This is a genomic window from Geodermatophilus sp. SYSU D00766 (assembly GCF_054049915.1).
The window spans coordinates 1-15,600 of record NZ_JBJGYI010000047.1; the positions used below are offsets into that span (position 1 = coordinate 1).

15 protein-coding genes are annotated in these 15,600 nt (G+C 76.2%); 7 read left to right on the top strand and 8 right to left on the bottom strand.

Features of this window, described 5'->3' with window-relative positions:
- Positions 1–50: 50 nt before the first annotated feature.
- Positions 51–1,889, bottom strand: a complete 1,839-nt coding sequence (gene malQ, locus ACI8AD_RS22380; protein ID WP_456872736.1) for a 4-alpha-glucanotransferase — start codon at positions 1,887–1,889, stop codon at positions 51–53.
- A 149-nt stretch (positions 1,890–2,038) separates the two neighbouring features.
- Here malQ and ACI8AD_RS22385 point away from each other — a divergent pair, with 149 nt between their 5' ends.
- From ACI8AD_RS22385 to ACI8AD_RS22395, 3 genes are all read left to right on the top strand, one after another.
- Positions 2,039–3,109 (top strand): TIGR03885 family FMN-dependent LLM class oxidoreductase, encoded by a 1,071-nt coding sequence (locus ACI8AD_RS22385; protein WP_456872737.1) that lies wholly within the window; start codon positions 2,039–2,041, stop codon positions 3,107–3,109.
- 106 nt (positions 3,110–3,215) lie between these two features.
- Complete coding sequence (locus tag ACI8AD_RS22390; protein ID WP_456872738.1) at positions 3,216–4,883, top strand: alpha-amylase family protein; 1,668 nt, start codon at positions 3,216–3,218, stop codon at positions 4,881–4,883.
- Between the two features lie 62 nt (positions 4,884–4,945).
- Positions 4,946–5,539, top strand: a complete 594-nt coding sequence (locus ACI8AD_RS22395; protein ID WP_456872739.1) for a hypothetical protein — start codon at positions 4,946–4,948, stop codon at positions 5,537–5,539.
- 10 nt (positions 5,540–5,549) lie between these two features.
- On the opposite strand, the gene ACI8AD_RS22400 is transcribed toward ACI8AD_RS22395, so the two are convergent.
- From ACI8AD_RS22400 to ACI8AD_RS22420, 5 genes are all read right to left on the bottom strand, one after another.
- Positions 5,550–6,290: a hypothetical protein gene (locus ACI8AD_RS22400; protein ID WP_456872740.1), complete on the bottom strand. Its 741-nt coding sequence runs from the start codon at positions 6,288–6,290 to the stop codon at positions 5,550–5,552.
- A gap of 69 nt (positions 6,291–6,359) precedes the next feature.
- Positions 6,360–7,130, bottom strand: coding sequence for a sulfite exporter TauE/SafE family protein (locus ACI8AD_RS22405; RefSeq protein ID WP_456872741.1), 771 nt, complete (start codon positions 7,128–7,130; stop codon positions 6,360–6,362).
- A 56-nt stretch (positions 7,131–7,186) separates the two neighbouring features.
- On the bottom strand, positions 7,187–7,960 hold the full coding sequence (locus ACI8AD_RS22410; protein WP_456872742.1) for a sulfite exporter TauE/SafE family protein: 774 nt from the start codon (positions 7,958–7,960) through the stop codon (positions 7,187–7,189).
- Positions 7,961–7,978: 18 nt separating this feature from the next.
- Complete coding sequence (locus ACI8AD_RS22415) at positions 7,979–8,572, bottom strand: GNAT family N-acetyltransferase (RefSeq protein WP_456872743.1); 594 nt, start codon at positions 8,570–8,572, stop codon at positions 7,979–7,981.
- The gene (locus ACI8AD_RS22420; protein WP_456872744.1) at positions 8,569–11,145 is read right to left on the bottom strand and encodes a DEAD/DEAH box helicase; all 2,577 of its coding nucleotides are present in this window, start codon (positions 11,143–11,145) and stop codon (positions 8,569–8,571) included. Before ACI8AD_RS22420 ends, ACI8AD_RS22415 begins: the two co-directional genes overlap by 4 nt.
- A 148-nt stretch (positions 11,146–11,293) precedes the next feature.
- On the opposite strand from ACI8AD_RS22420, the gene ACI8AD_RS22425 reads away from it, so the two are divergent.
- Together ACI8AD_RS22425 and ACI8AD_RS22430 are read left to right on the top strand one after the other, a co-directional pair.
- Positions 11,294–11,431: a hypothetical protein gene (locus ACI8AD_RS22425; protein WP_456872745.1), complete on the top strand. Its 138-nt coding sequence runs from the start codon at positions 11,294–11,296 to the stop codon at positions 11,429–11,431.
- A gap of 109 nt (positions 11,432–11,540) precedes the next feature.
- Entirely contained in the window at positions 11,541–12,398 is an 858-nt protein-coding gene (locus ACI8AD_RS22430) for an SDR family oxidoreductase (RefSeq protein WP_456872746.1), read from the top strand.
- Between the two features lie 84 nt (positions 12,399–12,482).
- On the opposite strand, the gene mmuM is transcribed toward ACI8AD_RS22430, so the two are convergent.
- Complete coding sequence (gene mmuM / locus ACI8AD_RS22435; protein ID WP_456872747.1) at positions 12,483–13,391, bottom strand: homocysteine S-methyltransferase; 909 nt, start codon at positions 13,389–13,391, stop codon at positions 12,483–12,485.
- 54 nt (positions 13,392–13,445) lie between these two features.
- Here mmuM and yidD point away from each other — a divergent pair, with 54 nt between their 5' ends.
- Together yidD and arfB are read left to right on the top strand one after the other, a co-directional pair.
- Entirely contained in the window at positions 13,446–13,946 is a 501-nt protein-coding gene (yidD, locus tag ACI8AD_RS22440; RefSeq protein ID WP_456872748.1) for a membrane protein insertion efficiency factor YidD, read from the top strand.
- Positions 13,947–13,969: 23 nt separating this feature from the next.
- Positions 13,970–14,410 carry an alternative ribosome rescue aminoacyl-tRNA hydrolase ArfB gene (arfB, locus tag ACI8AD_RS22445; RefSeq protein WP_456872749.1) on the top strand — a complete coding sequence of 147 codons (441 nt, stop codon included), beginning with the start codon at positions 13,970–13,972 and terminating at the stop codon, positions 14,408–14,410.
- On the opposite strand, the gene ACI8AD_RS22450 is transcribed toward arfB, so the two are convergent.
- The gene (locus tag ACI8AD_RS22450) at positions 14,382–15,593 is read right to left on the bottom strand and encodes an RNA polymerase sigma factor (protein WP_456872750.1); all 1,212 of its coding nucleotides are present in this window, start codon (positions 15,591–15,593) and stop codon (positions 14,382–14,384) included. The genes arfB and ACI8AD_RS22450 overlap by 29 nt on opposite strands.
- Positions 15,594–15,600 lie beyond the last annotated feature (7 nt).

Consider the following 15,600-nt stretch of genomic DNA (forward strand, 5'->3'; position numbering starts at 1 on the left):
GACCGGCGCGGTCCCCTCGGGGGCCGCGCCGGTCGCGTGTCCGGAGGAGTTCAGTCGGCCGTGCGCCGCACGCCGTCGGCCAGCACGCGGGCGACGTCGCGCAGCAGCGGCTGGCCGGCCAGCTCCTCCACCGGCACCGGCAGCGGCAGCGACCAGTTGGGCCGGTCGGTGGTGCCGGGCACGTTGGGGCGGCGCCGCACGCCGAGGGCGTCGTCGAGGGTGGCCGACAGCAGCAGCGACGGCGCCCGCGCCAGCAGCTCGTGGGCCCGCTTCACCGCCGTCTCCGCCCTGGCGTTCCGCCGCAGCCCGGGCAGCTTCTCCAGCAGCGACGCCCGGCCGCGCTCGAGCTCCTCGTCGGTGCCGGTGCCGTACTCGCGCTGCTCCTCGACGTCCTCGCCGCTCCAGAGGCCCGCCACGGTGGGCAGGTCGTGGGTGGTGACGGCGGCCATCGCCGCCTCCGGCCACCCGGCGGGGTCGTCCTCCTCGAACCACAGCAGCCGGTAGCTGAGGATCCCGTGGTCGGCCAGGGCCTCGCGCACGCCGTCCTCGACCGTGCCGAGGTCCTCGCCGACGACGACCGCCTGCGCCCGGTGGCTCTCCAGCGCGACGATGTCGAGCAGGTCCTCGGCCGGGTAGCGGACGTAGGCGCCGTCCGCGGCGCCGCCCTCGGCGGGCACCCACCACAGCCGGAACAGGCCCATGACGTGGTCGATGCGCAGCCCGCCGGCACCGGCCATCGTGGCGCGGATCGACTCGACGAACGGCTCGTAGTCCGCCGCGCGCAGCCGCCAGGGGACCAGCGGCGGGGAGCCCCAGTCCTGGCCCTGGGAGTTGAACGCGTCGGGAGGTGCGCCCACCGACGCGCCCTGCGCCAGCACGCCCTGCCAGGTCCACGCGTCGGCGCCGCCGCCTGCCACGCCGATCGGCAGGTCCTGGATGACGGTCATGCCCTCGGTGGCCCGCTCCAGCTGCAGCGACAGGCACCACTGCAGCCAGGCGTGGAAGGCGACGTCGCGCTCGTGCTGGGCGACGAACCGGCCGACCGCCTCGCTGCGCGGGTCGCGCAGCTCCTCGGGCCAGGTGTGCCAGTCGGGGCCGTGGGCGTCGGCCAGCGCGCACCAGGTGGCCCAGTCCTGCAGCTTCTGCCCCTGGTGCCACCACCAGTCGGGGAAGGCGGGGTCGTCGCGGCCGGTGGCGTCGAAGACCCGGCGCAGCACCTCCCGCTTGCGCGCCCAGATCGCGTCGCGGTCGATCAGGTCGCCGTCGGACAGCGCCCGGCCGGCGTCGCCGTCGACGTCGACCCGGTCGGCACCGGGGACCTCCTCGACGCGCAGGTACACCGGGTTGCGGAAGCGGCGGGTGGCCGGCAGGTAGGGGCTGGCCTCCTGCTGCGGGGTGGGGGCGACGGCGTGCAGCGGGTTGATCAGCACGAACCCGGCGCCCTGACCGGCGGCCGTCTCGCGCACGGTGCGCAGGTCGGCGAGGTCCCCGATGCCCCAGCTGCCCCGGCCCCGGGTGGCGTAGAGCTGCACCGCCCAGCCCCACGCGCGGTCGGCGGGCAGCCAGCAGCGGCCCGGCGAGACGATCAGCCGCCGCTCGGGGCCGCCCGCGGGGCGCAGCCGGTGGTAGCCCAGCGGGAAGTCCTCGGGCAGCTCGCCGTCGACGTGCCGGGTCGAGCCGTCCTCGAGGGTCACCTCGGCCTCGTCGACCTCGAGGACGTCGCCGGGGCGGGCCACGATCGGCGCCCGGTCCTCGAGGTCCTCCGGCGGCTCGCCGATCACCTCCCGCAGGCGGTCGATCGTGGCCTGGGCGACCTCGTGTTCCTCGTCGAGGGCGTCGAGCCAGGTGGCGTCGATGCCCCACCGGTCGGTGCTGGGGGTGCGTGTCACCCCCCGATCCTCACGGTGGGCCGCTCCGCGCGCAGCGCAGCGGCGACGTGGTGCCGGTCTCGTCGGCTCCCCGGACTCCCGCAGGCCCGAGCAGGCGGAACGACGCCGTCCGGCGGGCGCGGCCCGCCGGGCTGCGGTAGGCACGACCGGTGACCGTGATCGGCTTCCACAACTCCCACGAGCAGGTACACCCGGCCGACCTGCTGACCGCCGTCCGGCACGCGGAGGAGGTCGGCTTCACCGCGGCCATGTGCTCCGACCACTTCGCCCCCTGGAACTCCGCCCAGGGGCACTCGGGCTTCGCCTGGTCCTGGCTCGGGGCGGCGCTGGCCACCACCGGCCTGCCCTGCGGCGTGGTCAACGCCCCCGGGCAGCGCTACCACCCCGCGATCATCGCCCAGGGCGCGGCGACGCTGGCGGCCATGTTCCCGGGCCGCTTCTGGATGGCGCTGGGCAGCGGGCAGGTGATGAACGAGCGGATCACCGGCACGCCGTGGCCGCCCAAGCGGGTCCGCGACGCCCGCCTGCGCGAGTGCGTCGACGTCATCCGCGCCCTGCTGGCCGGCGAGGAGGTCACCCACCGCGGGCTGGTCGACGTCGAGCGGGCCCGGATCTGGTCGCTGCCGGAGCAGCAGCCGGCGCTCGTCGGGCCGGTGATGAGCGTGCCCACGGCGCGGCGGCACGCCGACTGGGCCGACGGGATGATCACGATCAACCAGCCGCACGACACGCTGCGCGAGCTCACCGGCGCCTACCGCGACGCCGGCGGCCGGGGGCGGCTCGTGCTGCAGGTGCACCTGTGCTGGGACCCCGACCCGGAGCGGGCGAAGGCGATCGCCTACGAGCAGTGGTACACCAACACGTTCCCGCCGCCGCTGTGCTGGGACCTCGACGGCCCCGAGGCGTTCGAGCAGGCCAGCGCCTACACCCCGCAGGAGGCGGTCGAGGGCGCGGTGCGGGTCAGCTCCGACCTCGGCCAGCACGCGGCGTGGCTGGCCGAGTACGTCGACCTCGGCTTCGACGAGATCTACCTGCACCACGTCGGCAAGGAGCAGCGGCCCTTCCTCGACGCGTTCGGCGAGCACGTGCTGCCGCAGCTCGGGGTCACCCGGCCGAAGCCCGCCGTCGCGCTGGACGGGCCGGGGGGCCCGCGCCGGCCGCGGCAGGAGCCCGAGCCCGGCCCGTCGTTCGTGCTGCCCGAGGGCCGCCCCGGCGGCTGACCCCGCCGAACGCGCACCTGCGGCCGCTCGCGTCGGCGTGTCCGCGCGTGTCACCGGCAGCAACTGACCACTCGACGTCCTGCCCGCCCGAGCCGAGGGAGCCCGCATGAGGATCACCGACACCGCCGACCTGTGGTGGAAGACGGCGGTCGTGTACTGCCTCGACGTCGAGACCTACATGGACTGGAACGGCGACGGCGTCGGCGACTTCGAGGGGCTGGCGCAGCGCATCGACCACCTGGCCGACCTCGGCGTCACCTGCCTGTGGCTGATGCCCTTCTACCCGACCGCCGAGCGCGACGACGGCTACGACATCACCGACTTCTACGGCGTCGACCCGCGGCTGGGCAGCCACGGTGACCTGGTCGAGGTCATCCGCACCGCCAACGACCGCGGCATGCGCGTGATCGCCGACCTCGTCGTCAACCACACCTCCATCCGCCACCCGTGGTTCGAGCAGGGCCGGCAGGCCCGCGACGCGCCGTTCCACGACTTCTACGTCTGGCGCGACGACGAGCCGCCGGACACCTCCGACCAGGTCGTCTTCCCCGACCAGGAGGAGTCCACCTGGACGTTCAACGAGCCGACGGGGGAGTGGTACCTGCACCGCTTCTACAAGGAGCAGCCCGACCTCGACGTCACCAACCCGCGCGTGCGCGACGAGGTCGCCAAGATCATGGGCTTCTGGCTGCAGCTGGGGCTGTCGGGCTTCCGCGTCGACGCCGTCCCGTTCTTCCTCGAGACGCAGGGCGAGGACCCCGACTTCCCCGACCCGCACGAGTACCTGCGCGACCTGCGGTCCTTCCTCGGCCGCCGCACCGGCAGCGGCGTGCTGCTCGGCGAGGTGAACCTGCCGCACGAGCAGCAGCGGGACTTCTTCGGCGGGGACGACGGCGACGAGCTCACCATGCTGTTCGACTTCGTCGGCATGCAGGCGACGTACCTGTCACTGGCCCGCGCCGACGCCGGCCCGCTGGTGCAGGCGCTGACCGCGCGCCCGTTCGTCGACCCCGACAGCCAGTGGGCGACCTTCGTCCGCAACCACGACGAGCTGACCCTCGACAAGCTCTCCGACGACGAGCGGGCCGAGGTGTTCGCCGCGTTCGGCCCCGAGGAGCGGATGCAGGTCTACGGCCGCGGGCTGCGCCGCCGGCTGCCGCCCATGCTCGACGGCGACCCGCGCCGGGTGCGGATGGTCTACAGCCTGCTGTTCAGCCTGCCCGGCACGCCGGTGCTGTTCTACGGCGAGGAGATCGGGATGGGGGAGGACCTCGACGCCGAGGGCCGCCTCGCCGTCCGCACGCCGATGCAGTGGACGCCGGGTCCCAACGGCGGCTTCTCCACCGCCGACCCCGACCGGCTGCCCGGCCCGGTGGTCAGCGGCGGGTTCGCGCCGGAGTTCGTCAACGTCGCCGCCCAGCGCCGCGACCCCGGTTCCCTGCTGTCGTTCGTGAAGCTGCTCATCCGCCGCTACCGCGAGTCGCCGGAGCTGGGCTGGGGGTCGTTCCGGGTGCTGGAGCAGCCGCACGCGGCGGTGCTGGCGCACGTCTGCGAGTGGGACGACGGCGTGATGCTCGCGGTGCACAACCTCGGCGCGGAGCCGGTCACCGTGCCGCTGACCCTCGACGGGTGCGACCCCTCCGCCGTGCTGGAGGACCTGCTGCAGGAGGGGACGACGCCGCTGGGCGAGGGCGGCGCGGTGGAGCTGGCCCTCGACGGCTACGGGTACCGCTGGCTGCGGGTGGTCGCCGCGGACAGCCGCCGCCTGCCGTGACGGCCCGGGGCAGCACAGGCCAGCCCGGGTCCGGTCGGACGGGCCCCCTAGCCTGACGTGCGATGACCGAGCCGACCGTCCCCCCGCAGCCGCCCGTCCCGCCCGCCGGCGCCACCGCCGTCCAGCCCACCGTCCACCCGGCCGTCCACCCGGCCGTCCAGCCGGCCGGGCAGCCCGCCGGCCCCGCCGTGCAGACCGCCGGCCCGGCCGTGCCCCCCTCCGCGGCGGGCGAGCCGCTGCCGGCCGGTCAGCTGGCCACCGGCCCGGTCTCCGGGCGCCCACCGGCACCGCCGGCGCCCGCGCACCGCCGGCGCACCGGGCCGATGACGCGGATGGGCCCGTGGGCGCCGGTCGCGGGCGCCGCGCTGGGGCTGGTCGCCGGGCTGGTCGCGGCGCTGCTGCTGGCCGGCCGCGCCGAGGCGTTCGCCGAGGAGCTGTCGCTGGTGCTGCTGGTCGTCGGGCTGACGCTGCTCGGCGCCTCCGGCGTGCTGCTGGCCGACGAGGTGCGGCTGGTCCGCCGGGGCACGCGCGACGCCGGCGTCCGCCCGTCCTGGGTGGAGGCCACCGCGGGGCTGGTCAACGGGCTGACCCCGGCGCGGCTGCTGCTGGCCGCCGCGGCGTTCGTGCTGTTCCTGGCCGCCTACACCGGCCGCTGAGGCGGGCCGCTCAGGAGACGGTGTCGGGGTCGCGCAGGGTGGCCGGGTCCAGCCGGCCCTCGACGATGTCGTCGGCGACGTCGTCGACCACCCGGCCGGTGGCGAAGGCGTGCGCGCGCAGCACGGTCAGCGTGTCGACGACGTCGAGGCCCAGCGCCACGGTGGCCACGCCGGTGGCCTGCCAGACGCGGCTGCGGCGGCGGGCGTCGGGGGAGTCCCACCAGCGGGCGCCCTCGTCGACCGGGGCGGCGCCCGAGGAGCGCACCAGCTCCTCGGTGAGCACCAGCAGCGCGGCCTCGACGTCGTCGCGCGGCACGGACGTGAGCGTGTCCAGCTCGCGGGCGTAGAGGTCGACGATCACCGTCGGCCCCAGCGGCGGGGCCAGCGGCAGGGAGAACACCGCCCGGTAGGGCGTCTCGCCCAGCAGCGCGCTGTGCAGCTCGGGCCAGTTGCGGTTGATGTCCTCGATGTCGAAGACGATCGCCCGGCCGGTGTCGTGGGCGCGCAGGCACGGCCCGTCACCGGCGGTGAACTGCAGCTGCTCGGCGTGCGAGGTGGTCCGGTCGCTGGCGCCGATCGGCGTCCGCAGCCCCGCGCCCTCGTGGATGCTCAGCGCCGCGCCGTCCACGCCCACCGCCTGCGCGAACGCCCGGGCCAGCCGCGAGGGCACCATCTCCGGCCCGTCCTCGCTCGCCGTCGCCGGCTCCTGCAGCGCCTCGAGGAACCGTCCTGCCGCGTCGTTGGTCGTCACCGTCTGTCGTCCTCCCTGTCCACCGCCCACCATGGTGCCCCGCCCCTCCGGGCACCACACCGGGTGGCCTCAGCCGTAGGCGTCCAGCGCCAGCACCACCGCCAGACCCAGCCCGGCGAGGCCGATCAGCCGGCGCAGCAGGGCCTGCGGCGCCCGGCGCACCACCCGCGGCCCCAGCCGGCCGCCGGCCAGGCAGCCGAGGGCCAGCGGCAGCACCGCGCTCCACGCCACCGGGGCGAGCACCACGAAGCCGACGGCGGCCACCGCGTTGGCCACGCCCAGGACCACGTTCTTGAAGGCGTTGCTGCGCGGCAGCCCCTCGCCGGTGCCCAGCAGGAACAGCGCGAGCAGCAGCACCCCGGCCGCGGCACCGAAGTACCCGCCGTACACCGCGACCAGCGCCGTCCCCGCGGCCAGCCACCACGGGTCCCGCCGCCCGTGCCGGCGCATCCCCTCGGCGGCCAGCTCCCCGGGCGGGCGCTGCAGCACGATGGCCAGCGCCGCCCCGCCGATGAGCAGCGGCACCAGCCGCTCGAACGCCTCGGCCGGGGTGAGCAGCAGCAGCCCGGCACCGGCCGCGCCGCCGAGCACCCCGGCGGCCACCAGCGGCAGCAGCCGGCGGCGCTGCCCGGCCAGCTCCGGCCGCGAGGCGCTCACCGACCCGACGCTGGTGAGCACCAGGGCGACGGTGTTGGTGACGTTGGCCGTCACCGGTGGCAGCCCGGTGGCCAGCAGCGCCGGGTAGCTCACCAGCGAGGCCAGGCCCGCGATGCTGCCCGACAGCCCCGCGCCCAGGCCGGCCAGCACCAGCAGGGCCCACTCGAGGACGGTCACGGGCACCGGGGCCGGAGGGCGCGCATCGGGACGAGCCTGTCACGGCCCCCGGCCCGCGCGGCTCACCGGGCGAGCAGCACGACGACCGCGACCGCGCCGAGGACGACGATCGCCGTCCGCAGCGCCGCCTGCGGCAGCCGCCGGCCGTACCGGGCGCCCAGCGGGCCACCGGCCGCCGACCCGGCGGCGACCAGCGCCGCGGCGGCCCAGTCCACCCGGTCGGTGGCGACCAGGACGTAGGTCAGCGCCGCGACCGCGTTGACCGTCGAGCTGAGCACGTTCTTCAGCGCGTTGAGGCGCTGCAGCGGCTCGGCGAGCAGCAGGCCGAACAGGCCGACCTGCAGCACGCCCTGGCTGGCGGCGAAGTACCCGCCGTAGCTGCCGGTGGCGTAGGCGGCGGCGACCAGCCCGGCCAGCCGCGGCCCGCGCGGGACGGTGCCCGGGTCGGTGCGCCGGGCGGCGAGCCGGCGGGTCAGCAGCGGCTGGACCGCGACCAGCACGACGGCCAGCCCGACGAGTGCGGGCACCACCGCCTCGAACGCCGCCGCCGGCAGGGTCAGCAGCAGCACGGCGCCGGTGAGCGCGCCCAGCGCCGAGGCGGGCACCAGCCGCAGCAGCAGCCCGCGCTGGCCGGCCAGCTCCCGCCGGTAGCCCACCGCGCCGCCGACGCTGCCGGGGACCAGGCCGAGGCTGTTGGACACGCTCGCCGTCACCGGTGGCAGCCCGGTGGCCAGCAGCACCGGGAAGGTGACCAGCGTCCCGGACCCGACGACGGCGTTGACCGCGCCCGCGGCCAGTCCCGCCGCGGCGACCGCGACCGCCTCGAGCGGCGTCACCCGGTCACCGCCGGGCCCTCACGCCGGGCCGGTGACCGCGGCGAGCAGGGCGTCGTCGAGCGGCCGGTCGGCGTAGACCAGCCGGACGGCGTCCGGGTCGGGGTTGCCGGCGTCCGGGCCGCGCCAGACCAGCGACAACCCGGCCCGCTCGGCCCGGCCGCGGGAGCGCTCGTTGTGCTCGAGCAGGGAGGCGACGACCGGGCGGTCCGGCGCGACGGCGTGCGCGGCGTCCAGGGCGGCGGTCACCAGCTCGGCGGCCAGGCCGTGGCCCCACGCCGGCGGGGTGAAGCGGTAGTAGAGGTTCCACCACGACCGCCCGGGCGGGCAGGCGCAGCCGCCGGTGCCCACCACCTGCCCCGGCCGCAGTCCCGGGACGTCGGCGTCCTCCCGCAGGCGGGCGGTCCAGTAGCCCAGCCCCGCGTGCGCCCAGTCCTCGAGCGAGTGCCCGATCCGGGTGGCCACCTCCTCGGGCGAGGTCACCCGGCCCGAGGGCAGGTGTGCCCACGTACCGGGGTCGCTCAGCAGGGCGAGGTGCTCGTCGGCGTCGGCCGGGGCGACGGCGTCCAGCCGCAGCCGCGCCGTCGTCACCGAGGTCAGGTCCCCGCTCCTCACGACCACGCGTCGTCCCGGCGGCCGGCACCGACCACCCGCAGCACGAGCTCGCCGGCCTCGTCGGAGGCGGCGAGGTCGACCTCGGCGTCGATGCCCCAGTCGTGGTCGCCGGCCGGGTCGTCGACGATCTGCCGGACCCGCCACACGCCGGGGGCCGAGCGGTCCCACACCAGCAGGCCGGGGCCGCGCGCGTCGGCGCCGGTGCCGACCTCGTCGTGCTCGGCGAAGTAGGCCCGCACCACCTCGCCCCAGCGCTCGGCGTCCCAGCCGGAGCCGGCGTCGAGCTCGCCGAGGTCGTACCAGCGCCGCCGCGCCCACAGCTGCACGCGGGAGAACAGGGCGTTCCGGACCATCGCGGTGAACGCCCGCTCGTTGCCGGTCAGCGGGCGCGCCCGGGCCGGGACGGCGACCGGCTCGTCGAGCGGCTGGTCCGGGCTGGTCAGCTGCTCCCACTCGTCGAGCAGGCTCGAGTCGACCTGCCGGACGAGCTCGCCGAGCCACTCGACGACGTCGGTGACCTCCTCGGTGCGCGCCGCGGCCGGGACGCCGGAGCGCAGCGCCTTCACCGCGTCGGACAGGTAGCGCAGCACCGCGCCCTCGGAACGGGTCAGGCCGTAGGCGGAGACGAACTCGCGGAACGTCATCGCCCGCTCCCACATCTCGCGGACCACCGCCTTCGGCGAGGAATGCGCGTCGCGGGCCCACGGGTTGCTGCGGACGTAGACGTCGAAGGCGTGCTCGAGCAGCTCCTCCAGCGGCTTCGGGTAGGTGACGTCCTCGAGCAGCTCGATGCGCTCCTCGTACTCGATGCCCTCGGCCTTCATCTGCGCGACCGCCTCGCCGCGCGCCTTGTTGGCCTGGGCGGCGAGCACCTGCCGCGGGTCGTCGAGGGTGGCCTCCAGGACGCTGACGACGTCGAGGGCGAAGGTGTCCGAGTCGGGGTCGAGCAGGTCGACGGCGGCCAGCGCGAACGTCGACAGCGGCTGGTTGAGCGCGAAGTCCGGCGGCAGGTCGACCGTCAGCCGGTAGCGGCGGCCGTCGGGCTCCGGCTCGGGCAGCCGCTCGAGCACGCCGGCCTGCAGCAGCGAGCGGGCGATGCCGATCGCCTCGCGGACGTGCCGCAGCTGCCGCTTGCGCGGCTCGTGGTTGTCGGTGAGCAGCCGGCGCATGGCCCGGAACGGGTCGCCGGGCCGGTCGACGACGTCGAGCAGCATCGCCGTGGTCACGCGGAACGAGCTCGACAGCGGCTCGGGCTCGGCGGCGACCAGGCGCTCCATGGTCGCCTTCGACCACGGCACCATCCCCTCGGGCGCCTTCTTCCGCACCAGCTTGCGGCGCTTCTTCGGGTCGTCGGCGACCTTGGCGAACTGGCGCAGGTTCTCCACCTCGTGCTCGGGCGCCTGGACGACGACGGTGCCCGCGGTGTCGTACCCGGCGCGGCCGGCCCGCCCGGCGATCTGGTGGAACTCGCGGGCGTTGAGCAGCCGGGTGCGGGTGCCGTCGTACTTGCTCAGCGCGGAGAACACGACGGTGCGGATGGGCACGTTGATGCCCACGCCGAGGGTGTCGGTGCCGCAGATGACCTTGAGCAGGCCGGCCTGGGCGAGGGTCTCCACCAGCCGCCGGTAGCGCGGCAGCATCCCGGCGTGGTGGACGCCGATGCCGTGACGCACCAGCCGCGACAGCGTCTGCCCGAACGCGGAGGTGAACCGGAAGCCGCCGATCGCCTCGGCGATGGCCGCCTTCTCCTCCCTGGAGCAGACGTTGACGCTCATCAGCGCCTGCGCCCGCTCCAGGGCCTGCGCCTGGGTGAAGTGGACGACGTAGACCGGCGCCTGCCGGGTGTCGAGCAGCTCCTGGATCGTCTCGTGCGCCGGCGTCGTGGCGTACCAGTGGTGCAGCGGCACCGGCCGCTCGGCGGAGGCGACCAGCGCCGTCGGCCGGCCCGTGCGGCGGGTGAGGTCCTCGCGCAGCCGGGTGGTGTCGCCCAGCGTCGCGCTCATCAGCAGGAACTGCGCGCGGGGCAGCTCCAGCAGCGGCACCTGCCAGGCCCAGCCGCGGTCGGGGTCGCCGTAGAAGTGGAACTCGTCCATGACGACGAGGCCGATGTCGGCGTCTGTGCCCTCGCGCAGCGCGGTGTTGGCCAGCACCTCGGCGGTGCAGGCGATGATCGGCGCGTCCCGGTTGACGCTCGCGTCACCGGTGAGCATGCCGACGTTGGCCGCGCCGAAGACGCCGCACAGCGCGAAGAACTTCTCGCTGACCAGGGCCTTGATCGGCGCGGTGTACCAGCTGCGCCGGCCGGCGGCGAGCGCCGCGTACTGCGCGCCGGTGGCCACCAGCGACTTGCCCGATCCGGTCGGCGTCGCCAGGACGACGTTGGCACCGCTGACCAGCTCGATCAGCGCCTCCTCCTGGTGCGGGTACAGCGGCGTGCCGCCCGCCTCCGCCCAGGCGGCGAAGGCGGTGAACAGCTCGTCGGCGTCGTCACCGCGCGCCTGCAGGGCGGCGAGGTCGCCGGGGTCGTCGAGGAGAGGGAGGGGAGCCGTCCCCGCCGTCGTGGAGGTCGTCATCGTGGGGGAGAGCGTTCCCGACGGCCGCGACCTTCCCGGCGGGGCACCGGCAGGTCACGGAACGGCAACGACCGGTCCAGCCGGCGTGTGCGGTGGCCGAACTCGGGAGACAAGGTGAACGATGGGTTAACGGGAGGTGGATGCGACGATGCGTGTAGAGGAACGACCGCTGATCCGGTGGGTGCCCGTGGTGGACCGGCACGGCCACCGGCACCTGGAGATGCGCTGGGACGCCGCCGCGCTGGGCGCGCCGGCCGAGACCGTGCGGCCGGGCCGCAGCGCCTGACGTCCGGTCGGGTTCCGCAGCCGGGTGCACGGGTAGGCGGACGGCGACGCCGCGCGGGGAGACCACCCGCCGTGTCGCCGTCCGCCTGTCCGTGCACCGAGGAGAACCCGTGTCGTCACCCCGCCCCGAGTCCCAGCCCGAGCAGTCCCAGAGCACGCCCGGCACGCTGGGCGAGATGGACCCCAAGCCCGACCACGGCGAGGAGAGCTACCGCGGGTCGGGGAAGCTGACCGGCAAGGCCGCCGTCATCACCGGTGGCGACAGCGGCATCGGCCGCGCGGTCGCCATCGCCTTCGCCCGCGAGGGCGCCGACGTCCTCATCTCCTACCTGGACGAGCACGAGGACGCCGAGGACACGAAGAAGTACGTCGAGGAGGCCGGCCGCAGGTGCGTGCTGGTGCCCGGGGACCTCTCCGACCGGGCGCACGCGAAGACGATCATCCCGAAGGCCGTCGAGGAGTTCGGCAAGGTCGACGTCCTGGTGAACAACGCCGCCTTCCAGATGACCCACGAGACGCTGGAGGAGGTCCCGGACGAGGAGTGGGACCACACCGTCGCGACCAACCTCACGGCGATGTTCGTGCTGTGCAAGGACGCGGTCCCGCACATGCCCTCGGGCGGGTCGATCATCAACTCGTCGTCGGTGAACTCCGACATGCCCAGCCCGAGCCTGGCGCCCTACGCGATGACCAAGGCGGGCATCGCCAACTTCACCGCCAGCCTCGCGCAGATGTACGCCGAGAAGGGCATCCGGGCCAACAGCGTCGCGCCGGGCCCGGTGTGGACGCCGCTGATCCCGGCGACCATGCCCGAGGAGAAGGTGGCCAGCTTCGGCCAGCAGGTGCCGCTGGGTCGCGCCGCGCAGCCGGCCGAGCTCGCGCCGGTGTACGTGCTGCTGGCCAGCGACGAGGCGTCCTACGTGTCGGGCGCGCGGGTCGCGGTGACCGGCGGCAACCCGATCCAGTAGTGGGGTCACCGTATGATGAGTTGACCTGGGCCCGGGGCTCCCGCCCGCCCGGCCCACGGTGGGGGACGACGCCGCACGATCAGGTCACCTGATCCGGCGCAGCGCGGCCGCGAGCGCGGCGACGTCGGACGGGCGCACCCGGCAGCACCCGCCGACCAGCCGCGCGCCGGCCGCCACCCACCCCGGCACGGCGGCCGGGTCGACCCCGCCGGCGCCGGTCCACGCCCGGGCCGCGGCGTCCCACCCCTCCCCGCTGTTGGGGTAGGCGACCAGCGGCAGCCCCGCGACCGCCGCGGCGTCCAGCGACGGGCCGACGGCGGCCGGGTCGGTGCAGTTCACCCCGACGGCGACCACCGCACCGACCCCGCGCGCCATCGCGAACACCTCCGCCGCACGCTCACCGCGGCGGGTGCGGGCGACGCCGTCGCCGCCGACGACGGTGGTCAGCGACAGCCACACCGGCACCCCGAGCGCGTCGGCCTCGGCCAGCAGCGCCACGGCCTCGGCGGCGGCGGGCACCGTCTCGCAGGCCAGCACGTCGGCGCCGGCCTCGGCGAGCGCCGCCATCCGCGGGCGGTGGAACGCGCGCAGCCGGGCGACGCCGACCGCGTCGACGTAGCCGCCGGTGTACTCCGAGCCGTCGGCGAGCGCGGCACCGTAGGGCCCCACCGAGCCCGCGACCCACGACCCGGGCGCCCCCCGCCGGGCCAGCTCCACCGACCGGGCGACCAGCGCCAGCGCACCGGCGCGGTCGATCCCCGCCGCGGCGAACCCCTCGACGGTCGCCTGGTAGCTCGCCGTCGTCGACACCTGTGCCCCGGCGGCGGCGAAGGCCGCGTGCGCGGCGACGACGGCGTCCGGGTCGTCGCGCAGCAGCCGGGCCGACCACAGCGCCGAGGACACGTCGTGCCCGCGGGCCTCCAGCTCGGTGGACAGCCCGCCGTCGAGGACGACGGGACCGGTGGCGAGCGCGTCGGCGAGCGGCGGGGGCACCCGCCCATCCTCCCCGCCCTGCGCCCGGCCGCCGCGACCCGCAGGATCGGGCCCGTGGTGTTCATCTGGAGCAGCGGCTGGGGCCCCCGGCGTCGACGGCGCGGGTACGGCCCCCGGCCGGGCTGGGGCCCGGGGTACGGGTACGGCTACGGGCCGCCGCCGGGGCGCTACCGCCGCGGGTACGACCGCGACGGCGGCTGCCTGCGCGACCTGCTGTTCCTCAACACCGGGTGCTGCCTGGCCAACGCGATCGGCTGCGGCGTCGACGGCCTGTTCCTCGTGCCGACGACGGTCCGGCACGTGCACGCCTCCGGCACCGGCGCCGCGGGCTCGCGCGCGGCCGACCGGCTGGTGGCCGCCGTGCGCGTCTACCAGCGCGAGATCAGCCCGCGGCGGCCCCCGTGCTGCGCGTTCACGCCCACCTGCTCCGCCTACGCCGTCGAGGCGCTCGAGCGGCACGGCGCCCGCCGCGGGACCTGGCTGACCCTGCGCCGGCTGCTGCGCTGCCACCCGCGCGCGGCCGGCGGCGCCGACCCGGTGCCCGCGGCGGCCTGAGCGCCCCGGGCAGACTGGACCGCGTGCCCGGCAGCGACGAGACCTCCGGCGACCTGCCGGTCACCGGCTCGCTCGTCGTCCCCGCGGCCGCGCTGGGGTGGCGGTTCTCCCGCTCGTCGGGCCCGGGCGGGCGAGGCGTCAACACCGCCGACTCGCGCGTGGAGCTGTCGGTGGCGCCGCTGCAGCTGCCCGGCCTGACCGACGTCCAGCGGGACCGGCTGGCGCAGCGGCTGGCCGGCCGGCTCGTCGACGGCGTCCTGACCGTCACCGCGAGCGAGCACCGCCAGCAGCTGCGCAACCGGCAGGCCGCCCGCGAGCGGCTGGCCGCGGTGCTGCGCGCCGCCCTCGCCCCGCCGCCGGCCGCCCGCCGCCGCACGAAGCCGACCCGGGGCTCGCAGGAGCGGCGGATCCAGGCCAAGAAGCAGCGCGGTGAGCTCAAGCGCTCCCGCCGCCGGTGGGACTGACCTCCGCCCGGCGGCGCTCGAGGAACGCGCGCTCGGTGGCGTTGCCGGCCAGCGCGATCGCCGCGCCGTAGGCCGCGGCCGCCTCGGCGTCCCGGCCCAGCCGGCGCAGCAGGTCGGCCCGGACGGCGGGCAGCAGGTGGTGCCGCGGCAGGTCGAGGGAGTCGACCAGCGCCAGCCCCGCGGCGGGCCCGTCGACCTCGGCCACCGCCACCGCCCGGTTCAGCGCCACGACGGGGGAGGGGGCCAGCGCCAGCAGCAGGTCGTAGAGCGCCACCACCTGCCGCCAGTCGGTCGGCGGGTCGCTGTGCACCGCCTGGATCGCCGCCTGCACCTGGTACGGGCCGGGGGCGCCGCGGCGCAGGCAGCGGCGCACCAGCTCCTGCCCCTCGGCGACGAGCGCGGCGTCCCACCGCGCCCGGTCCTGCTCGGCCAGAGGCACCAGCTCACCGGTCGCCGAGACCCGCGCGGCACGCCGTGACTCGACCAGCAGCATCAGCGCGAGAAGGCCGAGCACCTCCGGCTCGTCGGGCATCAACTCGGCCAGCTCGCGGCCCAGCCGGACCGCCTCCGCGCACAGGTCGGTGCGGACCAGCCCCGGCCCGGACGAGGCGGTGTGCCCCTCGGTGAAGACCAGGGAGACGACGGCGAGGACGCCGCGCAGCCGGTCGGGCAGGTCGGCCTCGTGCGGCACCCGGTAGGGGATGCGCGCCGCGCGGATCTTCGCCTTGGCGCGGACCAGGCGCTGGGCCATCGTCGCCTCGGGCACGAGGAACGCGTGCGCGATCTCGGCGGTGGTGAGCCCGCCGACCAGCCGCAGCGTCAACGCGACCCGCGCGGCAGGGGCCAGGGCGGGGTGGCAACAGGTGAACAGCATGCGCAGCCGGTCGTCGCGCACGGCGCCCTCCTCGGGCGGCTCGTCGGGGACGGTCAGCAGGGCCGCGGCGCGGTGCCGCCGGTCGCGGCCGGCCTCGCGCCGCAGCCGGTCGATCGCGCGGTTGCGGGCGGTGGTGACGATCCAGCCGGCGGGGCTGGGCGGCACGCCGTCGTGGGGCCAGCGCGCGACGGCGGTGGTGAACGCGTCCTGCACCGCCTCCTCGGCGGCGTCGACGTCGCCGAGGAGGCGGGTGAGGACGGCGACCGCGCGGCCGTAGGACTCGCGGAAGACCGCCTCGACGTCGGGCACCGCCGTC